Genomic DNA, 16,779 nt, shown 5'->3' on the forward strand with positions numbered 1-16,779 from the left:
ATGCACCCCACCCCCTGGCTCCAGCGCCAGTCCGCCAACCAAGCGCCGCGGCTGCGCCTGTACTGCTTTCCCTACGCCGGCGGCCACGCCGGCGCCTATGCCGGCTGGCAAGGCCGGCTGCCTCCGGAGGTGGAAGTCTGCGCCGCGCAACTGCCCGGCCGCGCCGCCCGCTTCCGCGAAGCCGGCTTCAAGGCGCTGCCGCCGCTGGTGGACGCGCTGGCGCGAGAGCTGCCGCTGGACGACGAACTGCCCTTCGCCTTCTTCGGCCACAGCATGGGCGGGCTGATCGCCTTCGAACTGGCGCGACGGCTGCGCGCCCAAGGCCGGCCGCAGCCGCTGCGGCTGATCGTGTCCGGCTGCGACGCGCCGCAACACCGCCAGCCGCCGCGCATGCTGCACCGGATGGACGACGACGGCTTCATCGACGCGCTGCGCGACTACAACGGCACGCCCGCGGAAATCCTGGCCCACCGGGAAATGATGGATCTGCTGCTGCCCACCCTGCGCACCGACTTCGAACTGGTGGAAACCTATCGCTACCAGCCGGCCCCGCCGCTGGCCCTGCCCATCACCGTGCTGGCCGGGCGCGGCGACCGGCAACGTCTGCCGGAACAGACCGAAGGCTGGCAGCGGGAAACCGCCGCGCCCGCGCGCGTGCACTGGTTCGACGGCGACCACTTCTTCATCGCCAGCGCCCGGGACGCCGTGCTCGCCCGCCTCAACAGCGAACTCGCCGATGCGCTGTCCAGCCCCGCCGCCGCCATGCCGGACCTTGCCTAAGACCCGCTAACAAAACCCCTGATCCTGCGTTGCGCCTCCTTGCCGTACTACTGGTACTGCCTGCGTCGGCGCGCCTTGGCTCAGCTTCTCTGCGAGGTGTTGTTAGCGGCGCTAAGAACCTGCTTACGATCTGCTGCGCGTTGTGGAGCGTTACACGGCGAGTTCGCCTTGTCTCGCTCTTGCTCCCAAGATCGTAAACAGAGTCTAAGCCGCAACCACCCAACGAAACGCCGGGCGCAAACGCGCCCGGCCTCACAATGCCGCCATAGCGGACGCCCGCCCCTTGCCTCCCCGCCGCAAGCACGTGATAATCCGGCCGTGCTGTGCTTCAGCACCGGGCTTGGCAGCTCGAACATCAAGGCGGACAGCCGCTGCACGCGGCATTTTTACGTCCGTTGCACACCACAGGGTAAGTCTTACGCTAAGGCTGGCCGTGGTGGGGGCGTGCTTGCACGCGCCGGGTCCTTGATGCCGGTCTGCCAACCCTGCCACGCGCCTGTCTCCCCGTTTGGCAGCGATGAGGTAGGCTTAACGCTCATCAAGGAGTCGTCATGACTAGCCCCGTTCATGCTCATTCCCATCACATCCCTTCGCTCCCCACCTTGCTGCTCCAACTGAAAAGCTTGCGTCAGCAGGATGCCACGCTCCACCCGATTGACCCGCTATTGCGGCAACTCGACGAGTACTGCGAACACTTCGATCACAGCCTTCATCTGCTCAGCCTGGAATTCAATCAAGTCAGCACCGCCTTGTCGGCGCTGGCGGCGATGCTGGAGCAATCCAAGCTAGACACGCTGGAATGCGAGCAGGTGTATTGCCTGCTGGAACCCTTCGCCCGCCGCTTGCAACAGACCACGATGCAAATGCAGAAACTGGCCTAACCCCTCCAAACGACCAAAGCCCCGGATGGGGCTTTGGCCGGAAGATCGGGATTAGCATGTTGGCATGAGGCGACATCCTGAATCCGTCCGCTCGCGGCCATGTGAAATTTTTTTCAAAAATCCTTGACGCTCAAAAGCCGGATCTATATTATTCCGCTTCTCGCAAGACACAACGTCTAGCGAGACAGCGCACCCGTAGCTCAGTTGGATAGAGTATCTGGCTACGAACCAGAGGGTCGGGCGTTCGAATCGCTCCGGGTGCGCCACAATTTAGTGTCCCTATAGTTTAGCGGTTAGAACACCGCCCTTTCACGGCGGTAGCCGGGGTTCGATTCCCCGTGGGGACGCCACTAGCACCCGTAGCTCAGTTGGATAGAGTATCTGGCTACGAACCAGAGGGTCGGGCGTTCGAATCGCTCCGGGTGCGCCACAATTTAAGTCCCTATAGTTTAGCGGTTAGAACACCGCCCTTTCACGGCGGTAGCCGGGGTTCGATTCCCCGTGGGGACGCCAGCATTAGCAAAAGCCCGTCATGGCGACATGACGGGTTTTTTGTCGTCCGCGCAAACCACACCACAAAGACAAACGGCTTGCCGCGCAAGCCGTCCGCAATAGCCACCTGGTTTGTATTGATTCGTACAAGACCATTCTCACGCAAACCAACAACCCCTCCTCCGCTTGCGCCTGGGAACCCAAGCCTCGCGAGCCAAGGCGCACTCACCGAGTAAGGCTCCACAAGGCGCAACAGCTCGTGAACAGCTTCAGAGCCTGCTCAAAGTCTCGCGAGCAAGGGCGAGACAAGGCGAAAACAAGCGAAAAAGCGGAGTGCACATACGGTACATGAGCATTTTGAGTTTGTTTTCAACGCCCCTTTCTATCCATCCCGCCGACGCGCAGCAGATCGTAAACAGGTTCTTAGCGCTCTGCCCAAGCCAAGGTCGCCTTATACCCGTCCGGCGCCTCCAGCGCCCAGGCTCTTGTCGCCGGCCAGCGCTCGGGCGCGGCAATCCGCAACGGCAGTTCCTTGTTCGTCAGTTCCAAGGCCTCGAACGCGGACAGGTGCTGAGCAATGCCCACGCCCCAGGCTTTCAGCACCGCCTCCTTGATGGTCCACAACTGGAAGAAAGCCCCCACGTCCCGCCCGTGTCCGCATAATTCCAACTCCCCCGGCAGCAAGGTCTGCTCTGCCAGCGCCGGCACGTCGCGCATGGGCTGTACCGTTTCGATGTCCACCCCCACCTGCCCGCCGCGCGCGATGGCGATCAGCGCGTAAGCGCCGGAGTGAGACACATTGAAGACCGGCGCGCCGGGCAGGCTCAAGACGGGTTTCCCATGGGCGCCCAGCTCAAACATCAGCACGTCCGGCGCCAGACCGGTTTCTTGCGCCAGCAGCCGCCGCAAGGCCAAGCGAGTCAAGGCGAACTGCAACTGGTTGATGGTGCGCAGATAGCGCAGACAGCGCTTGCGCTCGTCCTGACTCAAGCCCGCCAGCAGCGCCTCGTCCACCGGCCAATCCACATCCAGCCGCACGCGGTACAGCCGCAAGGCCTGCGGCGCGCCCGCCGGGCAAGGCAAGGGCTTGATCAAAGCGTTCAGTTCCATCCGCCTCTCCGCGCAAAAACCGCCATTATCCCTAGCCTGTAGCACGGCAACCAGGCTATTTGTGACCATCCCGCCACAATTTGGCACTTTTCATGCGTAATAATCACATTCCTTGGTTGAACTCGATAATGAGAATCGTTACCATTTGGCTATGGATAAATTCATGCATGCCCAAAACGCGGCCAAACTTGGCAACGGGGCCAGCGCAGCCAACCTGTCGCCGGTGCTGCGCAGCTGCGAGCTGTTCGCCAAAGGCAGAGAAATCCTGATCGAGCATCAGGGCGAAATGTATCGCTTGCAACTCACACGCAACGGCAAGCTCATCCTAATCAAATAGGTCTCTGACCACACACACCGCAAGCCAGCCAAGACTAGCCAGCCAGCGGAAGCACCCAACCTTAGGAAGTTTGGAGTTTCCATGGCCTTATTTCGCGCCACCCCCTTGGTTCTGAGCCTGGCCGCCGCCTGGCCCGCGCTGGCGGCGACGCCGGCGGAACTGGAGACCGTTCAGGTCACCGCCCACCGCAGCAGCAAACCGCTGGCGGAAACCGCGCCCAACGCCAGCGTGATCTCGCGTCACAAACTGGACGATCAACTGGTGCGCGACATCGCCGACGCGGTCAAATACGAGCCCGGCGTGGAAGTGGCCACCGATCCGGCGCGCCGCGGCAACGCCGGCTACACCATCCGCGGCATCGACGGCAACCGCATCCTGATGCTGATCGACGGCATCCGCCTGCCGGAATCCTATGCCGGCGGCGGCAGCAATAACGGAGCCGTTTCCGGCCGCGATTACGTGGAACTGGAAACCCTGCGCGCCATCGACATCGTCAAGGGCCCCACTTCCAGCCTGTACGGCTCCGACGCCATCGGCGGCGTGGTGGGCTACCGCACCAAGACCGTGGACGACTTCGTGCCGGAAGAACAAGGCGTGGGCGGCAGCGTCAAGGGCTTTGGCGGCACCGCCAACAATGGCTGGGGCAGCAGCGCCGGCGTGGGCGTCAAGGGCGAGCGCGCCGATCTGATGCTGCTCTACACCCATCGCAACGGCCATGAAACCGACAACCAGGGCAATAACGACAGCAGCAGCACGCTGCGCACCAAACCGAATCCGCAAAGCTGGGACAGCGACAATGTGCTGGCCAAGCTGGGCTTCAAGCCGGCCGCCAACCAGCGGCTGGAACTGACGCTGGAACACTATCGACGCGATACCGACAGCGCATTGCTGAACTCGCTGGGGCCGGTGCCCCGAACCACTTACGCCCTCACCGACAACCAGGCCAAAGACCGCACCCAGCGCGACCGCGCGTCGCTGGCCTGGGAAGGCAAGCAGCTGGGCGCCTTCGACCGGCTGGCGGTGAAAGCCTACTATCAGAAGCTGGACAACGCCGACACCAATACCGAATGGCGCAGCAACGGCCTGCGCATCTTGTCCGACTACGGTTTCAAGCAGGATAGTTACGGCCTGACCCTGGAAGCCGAACACAACTTCCAGGCCCTCTCCGCCGAACACCAGCTCTTGTGGGGCGCGGACTTGAGCCGCACCGACACCAGCCGTCCGCGCACCAAGACCCAGTACAACCCGAACGGCAGCACCAGCAATATCGTCGGCGGCGAAACCTACCCCAACAAGACCTTCCCCGACAGCCGCTCCGAGCGCATCGGCCTCTTTGTCCAGGACGAGATCAAGTTCGGCAACGGCCTGGTGGCGTCTCCGTCGCTGCGCTGGGATCACTACAAGATGACGCCGCAGCCGGATCAGGCTTTCGCCAACGGCAACCCCAACAACTATCAGGTGCCCACCTTCAAGGACAGCGCCTTCTCGCCCAAGCTGGGCCTGAGCCTGCCGTTCGCCGATCACTACACCGGCTTCCTGCAGTTCTCCTCCGGCTTCCGCGCGCCGCCGTTCGACGACGCCAATATGGCCTTCACCAACCCGATTCAGCGCTATCAAGTGCTGCCCAATGCCAACCTCAAGTCCGAAAGCAGCCGCGGCGTGGAGCTGGGCCTGAAAGGCCAATGGGACAGCTTTGATTTCGGCGTCACCGCCTATGCCAACCGCTACAAGGACTTCATCGATCTGGCCGACATCGGCATGATCAACGGCCTGTCCGCCTATCAGTACCAGAACATCGGCGAAGTCGAGATCAAGGGCGTGGAAGGCCGCGCCGCCTGGCGCTTCGCGCCGAGCTGGCGCGCGATGGCGTCCATCGCCTACACCCATGGCCAGAACAAGCAGAAGAACGAACCCTTGGCCAGCATCACCCCGCTCAACGCCACGCTGGGCCTGCGCTACGACCAGGCCAGCTTCGGCGGAGAAGCCTTGCTGAAACTGGCCAGCGCCAACGATCGCCTGCCCAATGTCGCGCAACAGGGCAGCAGCCAGACCTCGCCGCCGTTCAAGGCTCCGGGCTACGCCGTGCTGGACCTGACCGCTTACTGGAAGCCGGCCAAGAACACCACGCTGCGCGCCGGCGTGTTCAACGTCTTCGACCAGAAATACTGGAAAGCCGCCGACGTGCGCGGCAAGACCAGCAGCGACCGCACGCTGGACCTGTTCACCCAGCCTGGCCGCAACCTCAGCGCCAGCGTCGAATACACCTTCTAACCGCGAGCGCCCGCCCCTTGGCGGGCGCCCGTTTTTGATCGTTCCAAGGAGAATCCAAACATGACCGACTTCAGCCAGCTGTGGGATCGTTACCAAATCCTGAAAGCCAGCCAGCCGAAACTGCGCGTGCGCGACGCCGCCGACGCCCTGGGCGTCAGCGAGGCCGAACTGGTGGCCGCGGACCCGGCCAGCCAGGCCCTGCAACCGCATTGGAACGACATCCTGGGCCAGATCGCCCAGCTGGGCCCGGTGATGGCGCTGACGCGCAATCACGCCTGCGTGCACGAAACCACCGGCGATTACCGCAATGTGCAGATCGACGGCAAGATCGGCCTGGCCATCAACCCGGTCATCGACCTGCGCATCTTCCTGTTCCATTGGCAGCACGCCTTCGCCGTCACCACGGCCGGCGCGCGCGGCGAGCAGCGCAGCTTGCAGTTCTTCGACCGTTTCGGCGAGGCGGTGCACAAGATCTATCTGACCGCCAATAGCGATGCGGCGGCCTACCAGCGCCTGGTGGAGACCTTCTCCGCGCCCAAGGCCGCGCTGAGCATAGACCCGCAGGAAGCCGAAGCGAAGGAGCTGGACGACGAGGCCATCGACAAGGCCGGCTTCCAACAGGAATGGCAGAGCCTGCAGGACGTGCACGCCTTCCATCCCTTCCTGCGCCGCTGGGGCGTGTCCCGGCAGCAGGGCTTCCGCCTGGCGCCGGAAGGCCAGGCCTGGCGCGTGCTGCCGGAAGCGGTGGAGCAGCTGCTGCGCCGCGCCGCCCATATCGAAGCCCCTATCATGGTGTTCGCCGGCAACCGCGGCATGATCCAGATTCACACCGGTCCGGTGCGCAATGTGCAGATCGTCGGCAACTGGCTCAATGTGCTGGACCCGCACTTCAACCTGCATCTGCGCACCGATCTGATCGCCGAAGCCTGGGTCACCCGCAAGCCGGGCGATCACGGCGTGGTGACCTCGCTGGAACTGTTCGACGACAAGGGCTTGTCGCTGGCCACCTTCTTCGGCGAGCGCAAGCCGGGCCAGGCGGAACGCGTGGAATGGATCAAGCTGCTGGGCGAGCTGCCGGCACTGGAGCGCGCCGATGTCGCCTAAATTCGCCTTCGCCGCCCTGCTGGGCCTGGCCGCCGCGCTGCCCGCCTGGGCGGCGCAACGCATCGTGGTGATGACCCCCGACATCGCCGACATCGTGGTGGCGCTGGACGCCGGCAAGGAAGTCGTCGGCCGTGACCGCTCCAGCAAGTCGCCGGCGCTGGCTCAGGCCCAGGTGGTGGGCTTTTCCCGCGCGCTGAACGCCGAAACCATCGCCCGGCTCAAGCCCACCCTGGTGCTGGGCAGCGCCGAGGCGCAACCGCCGACGGTGTGGACCCAGCTGCGCCAATTGCAGGTGCGCGCCGAGGAAGTGACGCGCCGCGAGGACGGCGCGGACTTCGCCGACGCGATCCGCAAAGTGGGACAGCTCTTGGGCCGCGACGCCAACGCCCAGCAACTGGCCAGCCGCTGGCAGCGCGAGATGACGCCGCGCCCGGCGCGCGGCGTGCGCTATCTGGTCAGCTACGACGGTCAGCTGGTGGCCGGCCGCGACACCGCCGCCGACACCCTGATCCGCGCCGCCGGCGGCGTCAACGTCGCCAGCCAGCTGTCCGGCTTCAAGCCGATGGCGCGCGACGCCTGGCAAAGCCTGCAACCGGACGTGATCATTCTGGGCAGCCACACCGGCGCGGTGCACGGCGGCAAGGAGGTCTTCGCCAAACGGCCGGAAATCGCCTCCACGCCGGCCGGCAAGCAGGGCCGCATCTACCTGTTGCCGGCCAAGGACGCGATGATGGTGGGACTGAACAGCCCGGCGGTGGTCGAGCAGATGGTGAAGATGTGAGCGCGCTGAGCATGGAAGCCGCCGCGCCCAATCGCGGCCGCTGGCTGCTGCTGGGTCTGATCGCCGCCAGCCTGCTGTTGCCGCTGCTGGCCTTGTCCAGCGGCGGCAGCGGCCTCGCCTGGCCGGACTTCAGCGATCCGCTGCTGACCCAGCTGCGGCTGCCGCGCATCGCCGCGGCGCTGGGCGTGGGCGCGGCGCTGGCCGCCAGCGGCGCGGCCTTGCAAGCGTTGTTTCGCAATCCGCTGGCCGACCCCGGCCTGATCGGCACGTCCAGCGGCGCGGCGCTGGCCGTGGTCAGCATGCTGGCCATCGGCGCCGCCGGCCTGTCCTTGCCGCTGGCCGCCTTCGGCGGCGGCCTGCTGGCCACCTGGCTGATTCTATTGCTGTCGCGGCTGGTGCGCGGCGGCCTGGCCGGCCTGCTGCTGATGGGCCTGGTGGTGGGCGCCTTCTGCGGCGCCATCACCAGCCTGATGATTTTCATGTCCGACGACCTGACGCTGCGCGCCGCCACCAGCTGGCTGGCCGGCAATCTGTCGTCGGCCTCGTCGGAACGGCTGCTGGCCTGCCTGGGCGTGGCCGGCCTGGGCTTGCTGATCCTGATCGCCGTGGGCCGCGATCTGGACTGCCTGCTGCTGGGCGAAGACGCCGCCCGCTCGCTGGGCATCGATGTGCGCCGCACCCGCCGGCTCACCGCCGTCGGCGCGGCGCTGGCCACCGGCGGCGCGGTGGCGCTGTCCGGGGTGATCGGCTTTGTCGGCATGATGATTCCCAACGCGCTGGCGCTGCTGCTGGGCGGCTGCCGCCGCCGGCTGATCCTGCTGTCGGCCTGGGCCGGCGCCTTATTCCTGCTGGCGGTGGACACGCTGGCGCGCACCATCGCCTGGCCCATCGATCTGCCGGTGGGCTTAATGGCGGCCTTCGCCGGACCGCCGTTCTTCGTATGGCTGTTCCGGCGGCAACAAAGGAGTCTGATCAATGGCTGATACCACTACCCTGTGCGTGCGCCAGCTGGCCTACGACATCGGCGGCAAGCGGATTCTGGACGACATCAACCTGGACTTGCCCACCGGCCGGGTCAGCGCGCTGCTGGGCCCCAACGGCGCCGGCAAGACCACGCTGATGCGGCTGCTGGCCGGTTTGAACACGCCCGGCGCCGGCGCGGTGCGCCTGGCCGGACAATGCGTCGGCCGCATGGAGCCGGCGGTGCGCGCGCGCCGCATCGCCTGGGTGCCGCAACACATACCGGCCGGCATTCCGCTGACGGTGCGCGAATTCGTGATGCTGGGCCGCGTGCCCTACCTCGGCGCCTTCTCGCAGCCGCGGGTGGAGGACAAGAGCGCGGTGGCGGACGCCTTGGGCACGGTGGAGCTGGACGATTACGCCGACAAGCGGCTGGACCAGCTGTCCGGCGGCGAGCGCCAGCGCGCTGCCATCGCCCGCGCCTTGGCGCAGCAGGCGCCGGTGCTGCTGCTGGACGAACCCACCAATCACCTGGACTTGCGTCACCAGCACCGCTTGCAGCAACTGCTGCTGGAATTGTCGCGCCAGGGCCGCACCGTGGTGCAGGTCTTGCACGACCTGGCGCTGGCGGCCAGCTACGCCGACCACGTGGCCTTGCTGGAACAGGGCCGGTTGGTGGTGGCCGGCGCGCCGGAACAGGTGCTGACGCCGGAGCGGCTGCTGGCGGTCTACCGCTGGCCGGTGCGTTTGCAGCGCAACGGCAACGACTGGCAGGTCAACGCCGCCTTGGCGCAGGCGCAGAAGCCCGCGGCGCTGGCGGCCGGCGCCTGAGAGCCTGTTCATAGTCTGCTGCGCGTCGGCGGGATGGATAGGTAAAGGGCGTTGAAACTGGCTTCGAAATGCTCATGTACCACTTGTACATTCCGCTTTTTCGCCCGTTTTCGCCTTGTCTCGCCTTGTCTCGCCTTAGCTCGCGAGATCGGAAACACGTTCTTAGACTAGGTCCAAAAATAAAAACCCCCGGCTTGCTGACGCGAGCCGGGGGTTTTTCGCGATCTGGCCGCGCTTATTTCAACGCGTAGATCGCCGGCAGATTGCGCCAGGCGCCGCGCACGTCCATGCCGTAGCCGAACACGTAGCGGTCCGGCACGTCCAGGCCGACGAAGTCCGCCAGCATCGGCTTTTCCTTGCTGATCAGCTTGTTGGCGAACACGCCGCTGTAGAAGGCCTTGGCGCCCATGGCCATCACTTTGTCGCGGATCGCCGCCATGGTGTGGCCTTCGTCCAGGATGTCGTCCAGCACCAGCACCACGCGGTCGCGCACGTCTTCCTTGGGCGCCTGTTTCCATACCAGTTCGCCGCCCTGGGTCTTGTCGCCGTAGCGGGACACGTGAACGTAGTCGAAGTCCAGCGGGAAAGCCAGGCGCGGCAGCAGCTGACCGGTAAACACCACGGCGCCGCCCATCACGGACAAGACCAGCGGATAGGTTTCGCCCAGTTCCTCGGTGATTTCCACCGCCATGCGGTCAACGGCCGCGCTGACTTCCTCGGCGGTAAACAGCACGTCGGAGCTGTTGATCAGGCCACGGGCCTCGGCAATATTGGGCATGATGACTCCTTGATTCACACACGCAAACGCCGCTTTGAAGCAAGCGGCGTGATTGAAAAAACGATTAGTTCTTGGCCAGCGACCGCAGATAGGCGGCGAACTCGGCGCCCACCTCGTGATGCTGCAAGCCGTAATTGACCGTGGCTTTAAGATAGCCCAGCTTGGAGCCGCAGTCGTAACGCACGCCCTTGAACGGCAGCGCCAACACCGGCTCGTCCTTCATCAGCGCCGCGATGCCGTCGGTCAGCTGGATTTCGCCGCCGGCGCCGGCCGTGGTGTTGACCAGCTTGTCGAAGATACGCGGGGTCAGGATGTAACGGCCCACCACCGCCAGATTGGACGGCGCCGCTTCCGGGCGCGGCTTCTCCACGATGTGTTCCACCTGCTGATGGCCGCGCGCGTCCGGCGCCACCTTGACGATGCCGTAAGAGCCGGTCTCCTCCGGCGCCACGGTTTCCACCCCCAGCACCGAGGTGTGGGTTTCGTCGAACAGCTTGACCATTTGTTCCATCGCGCCCGGCGCGCCTTCGATCAGGTCGTCGGCCAGGATCACCGCGAACGGCGCGTCGCCCACCACCGGCCGCGCGCAGAGCACGGCGTGGCCCAGGCCCAGCGCCTCGGTCTGACGGATGAAGATGCAGGACACCGACGGCGGGATGATGCCCTGCACGGTTTCCAGCAGCTTCTGCTTGTTCTTGTTTTCCAGTTCGGTTTCCAGCTCGTAAGCCTTGTCGAAATGGTCTTCGATCGAACGCTTGTTGCGGCCGGTGATGAAAATCAGCTCGGTCATGCCGGCGGCGATCGCCTCTTCCACCGCGTACTGGATCAGCGGCTTGTCCACCACCGGCAGCATTTCCTTGGGGCTGGCCTTGGTGGCCGGCAGGAAGCGAGTGCCCAGCCCGGCGACGGGGAAGACCGCTTTCGTGATTTTTTTCATGCCCATTCTCGTTAACAAGCGTTGACAGCCGCGCATTCTACCGCGCCGCGGCCCGCTGGTGAAAGTCCCGCCTCACAAAGCGGCGGCAAAACGCTGAGCCAGCGCCTGCGCCGCGCCTTCCAGCACCGGCCCCCAGACGCCGGCCTCGGTCTGGCGCCAGACCCGCATCGAGTCGTACCACGGCGCGCGCTCGCCGGCGGCCAGGAAGAAGGGCGCGCTTTCCGCACGCATCAACACCCAGACCGGCTTGCCCATCGCGCCGGCCAGATGGGCGACGGCGGTATCGACGGTGATCACCAGATCCAGCTCCGCCACCCAGGCGGCAGTGTCGGCGAAGTCGTTCAAGGCCGGTGCGGCTAACAAACCTTGCAAAGCTGAAGGCGTCGTTCCCGGCTGCAAGGACACGAAATCAATGCCGGGCAGCCGGCACAAAGCGGCGAAGTCCTCCGGCGGCACGGATTTATGGCGGCGCCAGTGATCGGCCTTGCCCACTCCCCATTGCCCGCTTTCCCACACCACGCCGACGCGCGGCCTGCCGCCGCCGCGCGCCGGGACCGCGGCCGCCGGCACCGCGCTCAGATAAGGCTGGCCGGACAGATTGTCCAGCGTCACGCCCAGCGCGCCGGGCAAGGACATCAGCGGCAGTTGCCAATCGAAAGCCGGCGCGGCCTCCGGCTCCAGCAATTCCACGCCGTCGAATTGGGCGAACAGGCGATGAAAGGTTTTGGGGCAGGCCAGCAGCAGGCGCGCCCGCGGATGCTCGGCCCGTAGCCGCGGCAGGAAGCGCGCCATCTGCAGGCTGTCGCCCAGGCCCTGTTCCGCCCACAGCAGCAAGGCGGACGCGTCCAGCGCCTGGCCCTGCCAGCGCCGTTCGCGGTGACGCGGCTGCAGGATGGCGTCCCAACGCGCCTCGTAATACGGCCAGGCCTCGGCGTAGCGGCCGGCCAGCAATAGCGCGATGGACAAGCTGAAGCGCAGATTGGCGTCGTTCGGGTCCAGCTCCAAACCGCCTTGCAACACGGCGATGGCGTCGTCCAGCAGCAAGGCGCAGGTGCAGGCGTAGCCCAGGTTGTTGCAGCGCGCCGGGCTCGCGCCGGCCAGCTCGATGGCGCGCAGATGGCAGGCGATGGCCTCCTGGTATTGCAGACGATGTTGCAAGACCACGCCCAGATTGCTCCAGGCGTCGACATGCTCGGGCTCCGCCGCCAGGGCCTCGCGCAGCAGCGCTTCCGCCAGTTCCAGTTCGCCCAGCTCCTTGAGCAGCACCGCCAGATTGCACTTGATGTTGACCGACTGCGGATTGAGCGCGGCGGCGGCCAGGTAGTCGTCCAGCGCGCGCGCGCTGTCGCCCTGGCGCAGGCGGGCGTTGGCGCGGTTGGCCAGCGCCTGCCAATCCTTGGCGTTCCGCCTCAGACATTGATCAAACGCCTGCTCCGCCTCGCGCCAGCGGCCCTCCGCCGCCAATCGGTTGCCTTGTTCGAAAGCTTGGTCCGCCGTCATCTGTTCCGTTCCTTCTTAAATTCCTGCCACGGAAAAACAAAAACCGATTTAGCCACGGAAGCGCACGGAAGGGCACGGAAGGCAAACCCTTTAGCCACGAAATCCACGAAAATAACAGCAGCCTCTGGTTTGGTCCGTGTTTTTCCGTGTGCTTCCGTGGCAAAAAACATTTCCCGCCGAGGCTACAGGCTCTTCAGTCACTCTCCGGCCAGCAAGGCTTGCAAGCCGGCCTCGTCCAGAATCGCCACGCCCAGCTCTTCCGCCTTGGCCAGCTTGCTGCCGGCCTCCGCCCCCGCCACCACGTAATGGGTTTTCTTGGACACGCTGCCGGAGACCTTGCCGCCGGCGGCTTCTATCAATTCCTTGGCCTGGTCGCGGCTCAGCGTCGGCAAGGTGCCGGTCAACACCAGGGTCTTGCCTTCCAGCACGCCGGCCGCCGCCGCTTGCGCCGGCAGCGCCGCCAGCATCTCGTCGACCAGGGCGGCGAGCGCGCGCAGGCTGTCTCGCTTGCCCGGCAGGTCCAGCCAATCGGCCAGCGCGTTGATCACCTCGGCCGGCAACTCCAGATCCAGCAGCGCGCGCCGTTCGCGCCCGGCCAGCGCGGCCAGGCCGTCGATCTGCGCCGCCAGCTGTTGGCTGCGCACCTCGGTCAGACGCGGAATGTCCAGCCGCGCCAGCAGCACGGCCGGCTGAAGACGCTCGGCCAGGCGCGGCGACGGCGCGTGCTCGTCGGCCGGCGCCACATGGCTCAACAAGGCGTCCAGCGCGGCTTCGTTATTGGCTTCGGCGAAGAAGTCCGCCAGCGATTCCGCCACCACGCCGCCGATATCCGGCAGCGCGGCGAACAAGGCCGCCGGGGAACGACGGATCAAGGCCATCGTCCCCAGCCAATCGGCCAGGGTCTTGGCGGTGGATTCGCCGACATGGCGGATGCCCAGCGCGAACAGCAGCCGCGCCAGCGGCGGCCGCCGGCTGGCGGCGATCGCCTCGATCAGGTTTTCCGCCCATTTGCTCGCCACCTTGCCCGCCTTGACGGTTTCCGGGGTCGCGTCCTCGTCCTCGTCGGCGCGGCGCTTCATTTCCAGCAAGTCTTCCAGCGTCAGCCGGTACAGATCGGCCACGCCGCGCACATAGTCGTACTCCACCAGCTTGTCGATATAGCGTTCGCCCAGACCGTCGATGTCCATCATCCGGCGGCCGGCGAAATGCTGGATCGCCTGGCTGCGCTGCGCGCGGCAAGACAGGCCGCCGGAGCAGCGCGCCACCGCCTCGCCCTCTTCGCGCACCACATGGCTGCCGCATACCGGACAGACCACCGGCAAGCGATAAGCGGGGTACTGCGGCGTTTCGCCGGCGCGGCACAAGTCGTCGCCGATTGCCTGCTGCATCGGCCGACGCTCCATCACCACCGACACCACCTCGGGAATCACGTCGCCGGCGCGGCGCACAATCACGGTGTCGCCCACGCGCACGTCTTTGCGCCTCGCCTCGTCCTCATTGTGCAAGGTGGCGTTGGTGACGGTGACGCCGCCGACGAACACCGGCTTCAGCCGCGCCACCGGGGTGATGGCGCCGGTGCGGCCCACCTGTTCCTCGATCGCCTCGACCTGGGTCAAGGCTTCCTCGGCCGGGAATTTGTGGGCAATGGCCCAGCGCGGCGCGCGCGACACAAAGCCCAGTTCGTCCTGCAAGGCGCGCTGATTGACTTTGTACACCACGCCGTCGATATCGAAAGGCAGGCCGGGGCGGCGCTGCTGTACTTGTTCGTAATAGGCGATCAAGCCGTCCACGCCGCGCACCACCGGCCGCAGGTCCTCGGCCACCACCGGGAAACCCAGCGCCCGCAACCAGGCCATTTCCCCGCTGTGGCTGGCCGGCCAGTCCACGCCCTCCACCTGGGCGATGGCGTAGGCGAAGAAGGACAGCCGGCGCTGAGCGGTAATGCGCGAATCCAATTGACGCAAGCTGCCGGCGGCGGCGTTGCGCGGATTGGCGAAGGTCTTGTCCCCGCGCGCCGCCTGCTCGCGGTTGAGCTTGTCGAAATCCTGCTTCAGCATCAGCACCTCGCCGCGTACTTCCAGCAGGCCGGGCGTGGCCGCGCCGGCCGGCAGCCGCAGCGGAATCGCGCGCACCGTGCGGATGTTCTCGGTGACGTTCTCGCCGGTCACGCCGTCGCCGCGGGTGGCCGCCTGAACCAACACGCCGTCGCGGTAAAGCAGGGAGATCGCCAGGCCGTCGAACTTGGGCTCGGTCGCGTACTCCACCTCGGCAAGATCCAGGCCTTTGCGCACCCGTTCGTCGAACTGCAGCAGCTCTTCATGGCGCTGCTCGCGCTCGCTCAGCTGCATATCGGAAAACGCGTTGGACAGCGACAGCATGGGCACGCTGTGGGTCACTTGCTGGAATTCGTCCAACGGCACGCCGCCGACGCGGCGGGTGGGCGAATCCGCGCTCGCCAGTTCCGGATGCTCCTGTTCCAGTTGTTGCAGCTCGCGGAACAGGCGGTCGTATTCGGCGTCCGGCACGGTGGGGGTGTCCAGCACATAGTATTCGTGGCCGTAGCGGTTCAGCAGTTGATGCAGTTCGGCTACGCGCTGTTGCGGAGTTTGGGCGGTCATGTTCAGTCGGACTCAAACAGAAAAAGCCGGCGTGGCGCCGGCCTTGGAAACGGAGGATTATCGAGCGGGCTTATCACCCCTGTGTAGCGGCTGGACAGCAAGGCGACACCAGGGCTTCCCGCCGGTTTCAGGCAAACAGTCTCAAAGCGGCCACGCTGCCGGGGGCGATGCCGCGGTCGTCCATGCTGCCGTAGATGTGCAGCAGCTGGTCGCGGATGCGGGTCAGGCCGGCGTCGGACAGCGGACGGCGGTTGTCGTCCACCAATTGGGCGTCGAACTCCTGCGCCAGCTGGCGCGCGAAGTAAACGGCGCGGTCGAACACCTCGACGCCGCCGGCCACGCGCGGCACGTCGAACAACAGCGTCAGCGCCGGGAAGGACTTGTCCAGCAAGGTGTGGAAGGTGAACGGCATCTGGTCCGCCGCCATCAGCGAATACAGGGTATTGCCGGAGTCCGCCAGATAGTGGAAGGCGCCGTCCGGCTCCAGCTGCAGGCCGGCGGCCTCGGCGAAGCTGCGCAGACGCGTGCCTTCTATCGGCCCCTGCGGCACGATGTTGATGCCGATCAGCACGTCCACATCGGCGCAGAAGCGGTCCAGTTCGCGCGCCGCCACCAGCTTCTGCTGGCGCTGCGGGAAACTGACCGCGGCGTCGTGCTCCTCGGCGAAGCGCGACACCTGCTGGCAGAAGCCGGCCAGTTCCTGTTCGGTCACCGCGCCGCTGCGGTCCACCATCTGCATGCTGACGTTGATCTGCTTGTAACGGGTGCCGGGCAAGGCCTCGGCCGGCTTCCACAGGCCTTTTTCGGTGCGGCCGATCAACTGTGTGCGCTTGCCCACGTTGAAGCGCGGAATCGCCGCCAGCTCGTGCGGCGCGTGGAACACCACTTCGGCGATGAAGTCCAGCGACGGATCCAGCATCGCCACCACCAGCGCCTGGTGATCGGCGGAGTCCATCTGCGGGATGTCCTCCTCTTCCTCCACCACCGGCACCGCGTCGAAAACCGCTTCGCGCGGGCGTTCGGTCTCGGCTCGCGCCGGCTCCGCGGGATGTGCGGCTCGAAATAAGCGGCGGCGTAATCGTCCGGCTCCGGCGCGGCGTCCACCAGCACCGGTTCCATCCTGTCCTGCTTCACGCCGTCGCGCACATTGTTCTTGGGCACGTCCAGCAACACGTCGTCGTGGCCGCGCGTGAAGGCCTGGCGAGTCTTCTTGCGAAAACGCCATTCCTGGAAAGCATTGAATCCGTAAACCAGGGCGATCACCGCGCCGCCCAGTATCAACACACCAATCTGTAATTCGCTCATCAGCCAGTCCGCATTAAGGCGAATAATCGAAGCCGTCGGCAGCTCCCTCGCCGCGCGCCGGCGCATCTTTCAATGCGCGATGCGGCGTCTTTCG

Annotated in this window: 14 protein-coding genes and 4 tRNA genes; 12 read left to right on the forward strand and 6 right to left on the reverse strand. The window is 65.7% G+C overall.

The window, feature by feature from the left end; translation table 11 throughout:
- From HQN78_RS14510 to HQN78_RS14535, 6 genes are all read left to right on the forward strand, one after another.
- On the forward strand, window positions 1-780 hold the full coding sequence (locus tag HQN78_RS14510) for a thioesterase II family protein (RefSeq protein ID WP_235084522.1): 780 nt from the start codon (window positions 1-3) through the stop codon (window positions 778-780).
- Window positions 781-1,331: 551 nt separating this feature from the next.
- On the forward strand, window positions 1,332-1,661 hold the full coding sequence (locus HQN78_RS14515) for a hypothetical protein (protein WP_235084525.1): 330 nt from the start codon (window positions 1,332-1,334) through the stop codon (window positions 1,659-1,661).
- Between the two features lie 189 nt (window positions 1,662-1,850).
- Window positions 1,851-1,927 (forward strand) — tRNA-Arg (locus HQN78_RS14520).
- Window positions 1,928-1,936: 9 nt separating this feature from the next.
- Window positions 1,937-2,011, forward strand: a tRNA-Glu gene (locus HQN78_RS14525).
- 3 nt (window positions 2,012-2,014) lie between these two features.
- Window positions 2,015-2,091 (forward strand) — tRNA-Arg (locus HQN78_RS14530).
- 8 nt (window positions 2,092-2,099) lie between these two features.
- Window positions 2,100-2,174 (forward strand) — tRNA-Glu (locus HQN78_RS14535).
- 402 nt (window positions 2,175-2,576) lie between these two features.
- Here the strand turns inward: HQN78_RS14535 and HQN78_RS14540 are convergent.
- Window positions 2,577-3,263, reverse strand: a complete 687-nt coding sequence (locus tag HQN78_RS14540) for a 4'-phosphopantetheinyl transferase superfamily protein (protein WP_235084530.1) — start codon at window positions 3,261-3,263, stop codon at window positions 2,577-2,579.
- Window positions 3,264-3,426: 163 nt separating this feature from the next.
- Here HQN78_RS14540 and hemP point away from each other — a divergent pair, with 163 nt between their 5' ends.
- The 6 genes from hemP to HQN78_RS14570 all read left to right on the forward strand — a co-directional run bounded on the left by hemP (window position 3,427) and on the right by HQN78_RS14570 (window position 9,547).
- A complete protein-coding gene (hemP, locus tag HQN78_RS14545; protein WP_107801622.1) occupies window positions 3,427-3,600 on the forward strand; it encodes a hemin uptake protein HemP in 174 nt (57 codons plus the stop codon).
- Window positions 3,601-3,681: 81 nt separating this feature from the next.
- Entirely contained in the window at window positions 3,682-5,871 is a 2,190-nt protein-coding gene (locus HQN78_RS14550; protein ID WP_235084532.1) for a TonB-dependent hemoglobin/transferrin/lactoferrin family receptor, read from the forward strand.
- 60 nt (window positions 5,872-5,931) lie between these two features.
- The gene (locus HQN78_RS14555) at window positions 5,932-6,975 is read left to right on the forward strand and encodes a hemin-degrading factor (protein WP_107798071.1); all 1,044 of its coding nucleotides are present in this window, start codon (window positions 5,932-5,934) and stop codon (window positions 6,973-6,975) included.
- Complete coding sequence (locus HQN78_RS14560) at window positions 6,965-7,756, forward strand: hemin ABC transporter substrate-binding protein (RefSeq protein WP_235084535.1); 792 nt, start codon at window positions 6,965-6,967, stop codon at window positions 7,754-7,756. Before HQN78_RS14555 ends, HQN78_RS14560 begins: the two co-directional genes overlap by 11 nt.
- Window positions 7,753-8,739, forward strand: a complete 987-nt coding sequence (locus HQN78_RS14565) for an iron ABC transporter permease (RefSeq protein ID WP_233246639.1) — start codon at window positions 7,753-7,755, stop codon at window positions 8,737-8,739. Before HQN78_RS14560 ends, HQN78_RS14565 begins: the two co-directional genes overlap by 4 nt.
- Entirely contained in the window at window positions 8,732-9,547 is an 816-nt protein-coding gene (locus tag HQN78_RS14570) for an ABC transporter ATP-binding protein (protein WP_107798069.1), read from the forward strand. The genes HQN78_RS14565 and HQN78_RS14570 overlap by 8 nt, the downstream gene beginning before the upstream one ends.
- 235 nt (window positions 9,548-9,782) lie before the next feature.
- On the opposite strand, the gene HQN78_RS14575 is transcribed toward HQN78_RS14570, so the two are convergent.
- The 5 genes from HQN78_RS14575 to HQN78_RS14595 form a co-directional block, all read right to left on the reverse strand.
- Window positions 9,783-10,325, reverse strand: coding sequence for a hypoxanthine-guanine phosphoribosyltransferase (locus HQN78_RS14575; RefSeq protein ID WP_019103182.1), 543 nt, complete (start codon window positions 10,323-10,325; stop codon window positions 9,783-9,785).
- Window positions 10,326-10,389: 64 nt separating this feature from the next.
- Entirely contained in the window at window positions 10,390-11,262 is an 873-nt protein-coding gene (gene galU / locus HQN78_RS14580) for a UTP--glucose-1-phosphate uridylyltransferase GalU (RefSeq protein WP_107801619.1), read from the reverse strand.
- A gap of 72 nt (window positions 11,263-11,334) precedes the next feature.
- A complete protein-coding gene (locus tag HQN78_RS14585) occupies window positions 11,335-12,762 on the reverse strand; it encodes a tetratricopeptide repeat protein (protein WP_235084537.1) in 1,428 nt (475 codons plus the stop codon).
- 197 nt (window positions 12,763-12,959) lie between these two features.
- Window positions 12,960-15,380 carry an NAD-dependent DNA ligase LigA gene (ligA, locus tag HQN78_RS14590; protein ID WP_235084541.1) on the reverse strand — a complete coding sequence of 807 codons (2,421 nt, stop codon included), beginning with the start codon at window positions 15,378-15,380 and terminating at the stop codon, window positions 12,960-12,962.
- Window positions 15,381-15,507: 127 nt separating this feature from the next.
- Window positions 15,508-16,365, reverse strand: a complete 858-nt coding sequence (locus HQN78_RS14595; protein ID WP_235084544.1) for a cell division protein ZipA C-terminal FtsZ-binding domain-containing protein — start codon at window positions 16,363-16,365, stop codon at window positions 15,508-15,510.
- Between the last annotated feature and the right edge of the window lie 414 nt (window positions 16,366-16,779).

Source organism: Chromobacterium sp. Beijing (assembly GCF_021496765.1).
Classification (GTDB): Bacteria; Pseudomonadota; Gammaproteobacteria; order Burkholderiales; family Chromobacteriaceae; genus Chromobacterium.

Bases quoted from the DNA above. Each gene is read 5' to 3' on its own strand.
- HQN78_RS14540 (WP_235084530.1), bottom strand. From the start codon at position 3,263: ATGGAACTGAACGCTTTGATCAAGCCCTTGCCTTGCCCGGCGGGCGCG.
- ligA (WP_235084541.1), bottom strand. From the start codon at position 15,380: ATGACCGCCCAAACTCCGCAACAGCGCGTAGCCGAACTGCATCAACTG.
- HQN78_RS14550 (WP_235084532.1), top strand. From the start codon at position 3,682: ATGGCCTTATTTCGCGCCACCCCCTTGGTTCTGAGCCTGGCCGCCGCC.
- HQN78_RS14510 (WP_235084522.1), top strand. From the start codon at position 1: ATGCACCCCACCCCCTGGCTCCAGCGCCAGTCCGCCAACCAAGCGCCG.
- HQN78_RS14575 (WP_019103182.1), bottom strand. From the start codon at position 10,325: ATGCCCAATATTGCCGAGGCCCGTGGCCTGATCAACAGCTCCGACGTG.
- HQN78_RS14585 (WP_235084537.1), bottom strand. From the start codon at position 12,762: ATGACGGCGGACCAAGCTTTCGAACAAGGCAACCGATTGGCGGCGGAG.
- HQN78_RS14555 (WP_107798071.1), top strand. From the start codon at position 5,932: ATGACCGACTTCAGCCAGCTGTGGGATCGTTACCAAATCCTGAAAGCC.
- HQN78_RS14560 (WP_235084535.1), top strand. From the start codon at position 6,965: ATGTCGCCTAAATTCGCCTTCGCCGCCCTGCTGGGCCTGGCCGCCGCG.
- hemP (WP_107801622.1), top strand. From the start codon at position 3,427: ATGCATGCCCAAAACGCGGCCAAACTTGGCAACGGGGCCAGCGCAGCC.
- HQN78_RS14570 (WP_107798069.1), top strand. From the start codon at position 8,732: ATGGCTGATACCACTACCCTGTGCGTGCGCCAGCTGGCCTACGACATC.
- galU (WP_107801619.1), bottom strand. From the start codon at position 11,262: ATGAAAAAAATCACGAAAGCGGTCTTCCCCGTCGCCGGGCTGGGCACT.
- HQN78_RS14515 (WP_235084525.1), top strand. From the start codon at position 1,332: ATGACTAGCCCCGTTCATGCTCATTCCCATCACATCCCTTCGCTCCCC.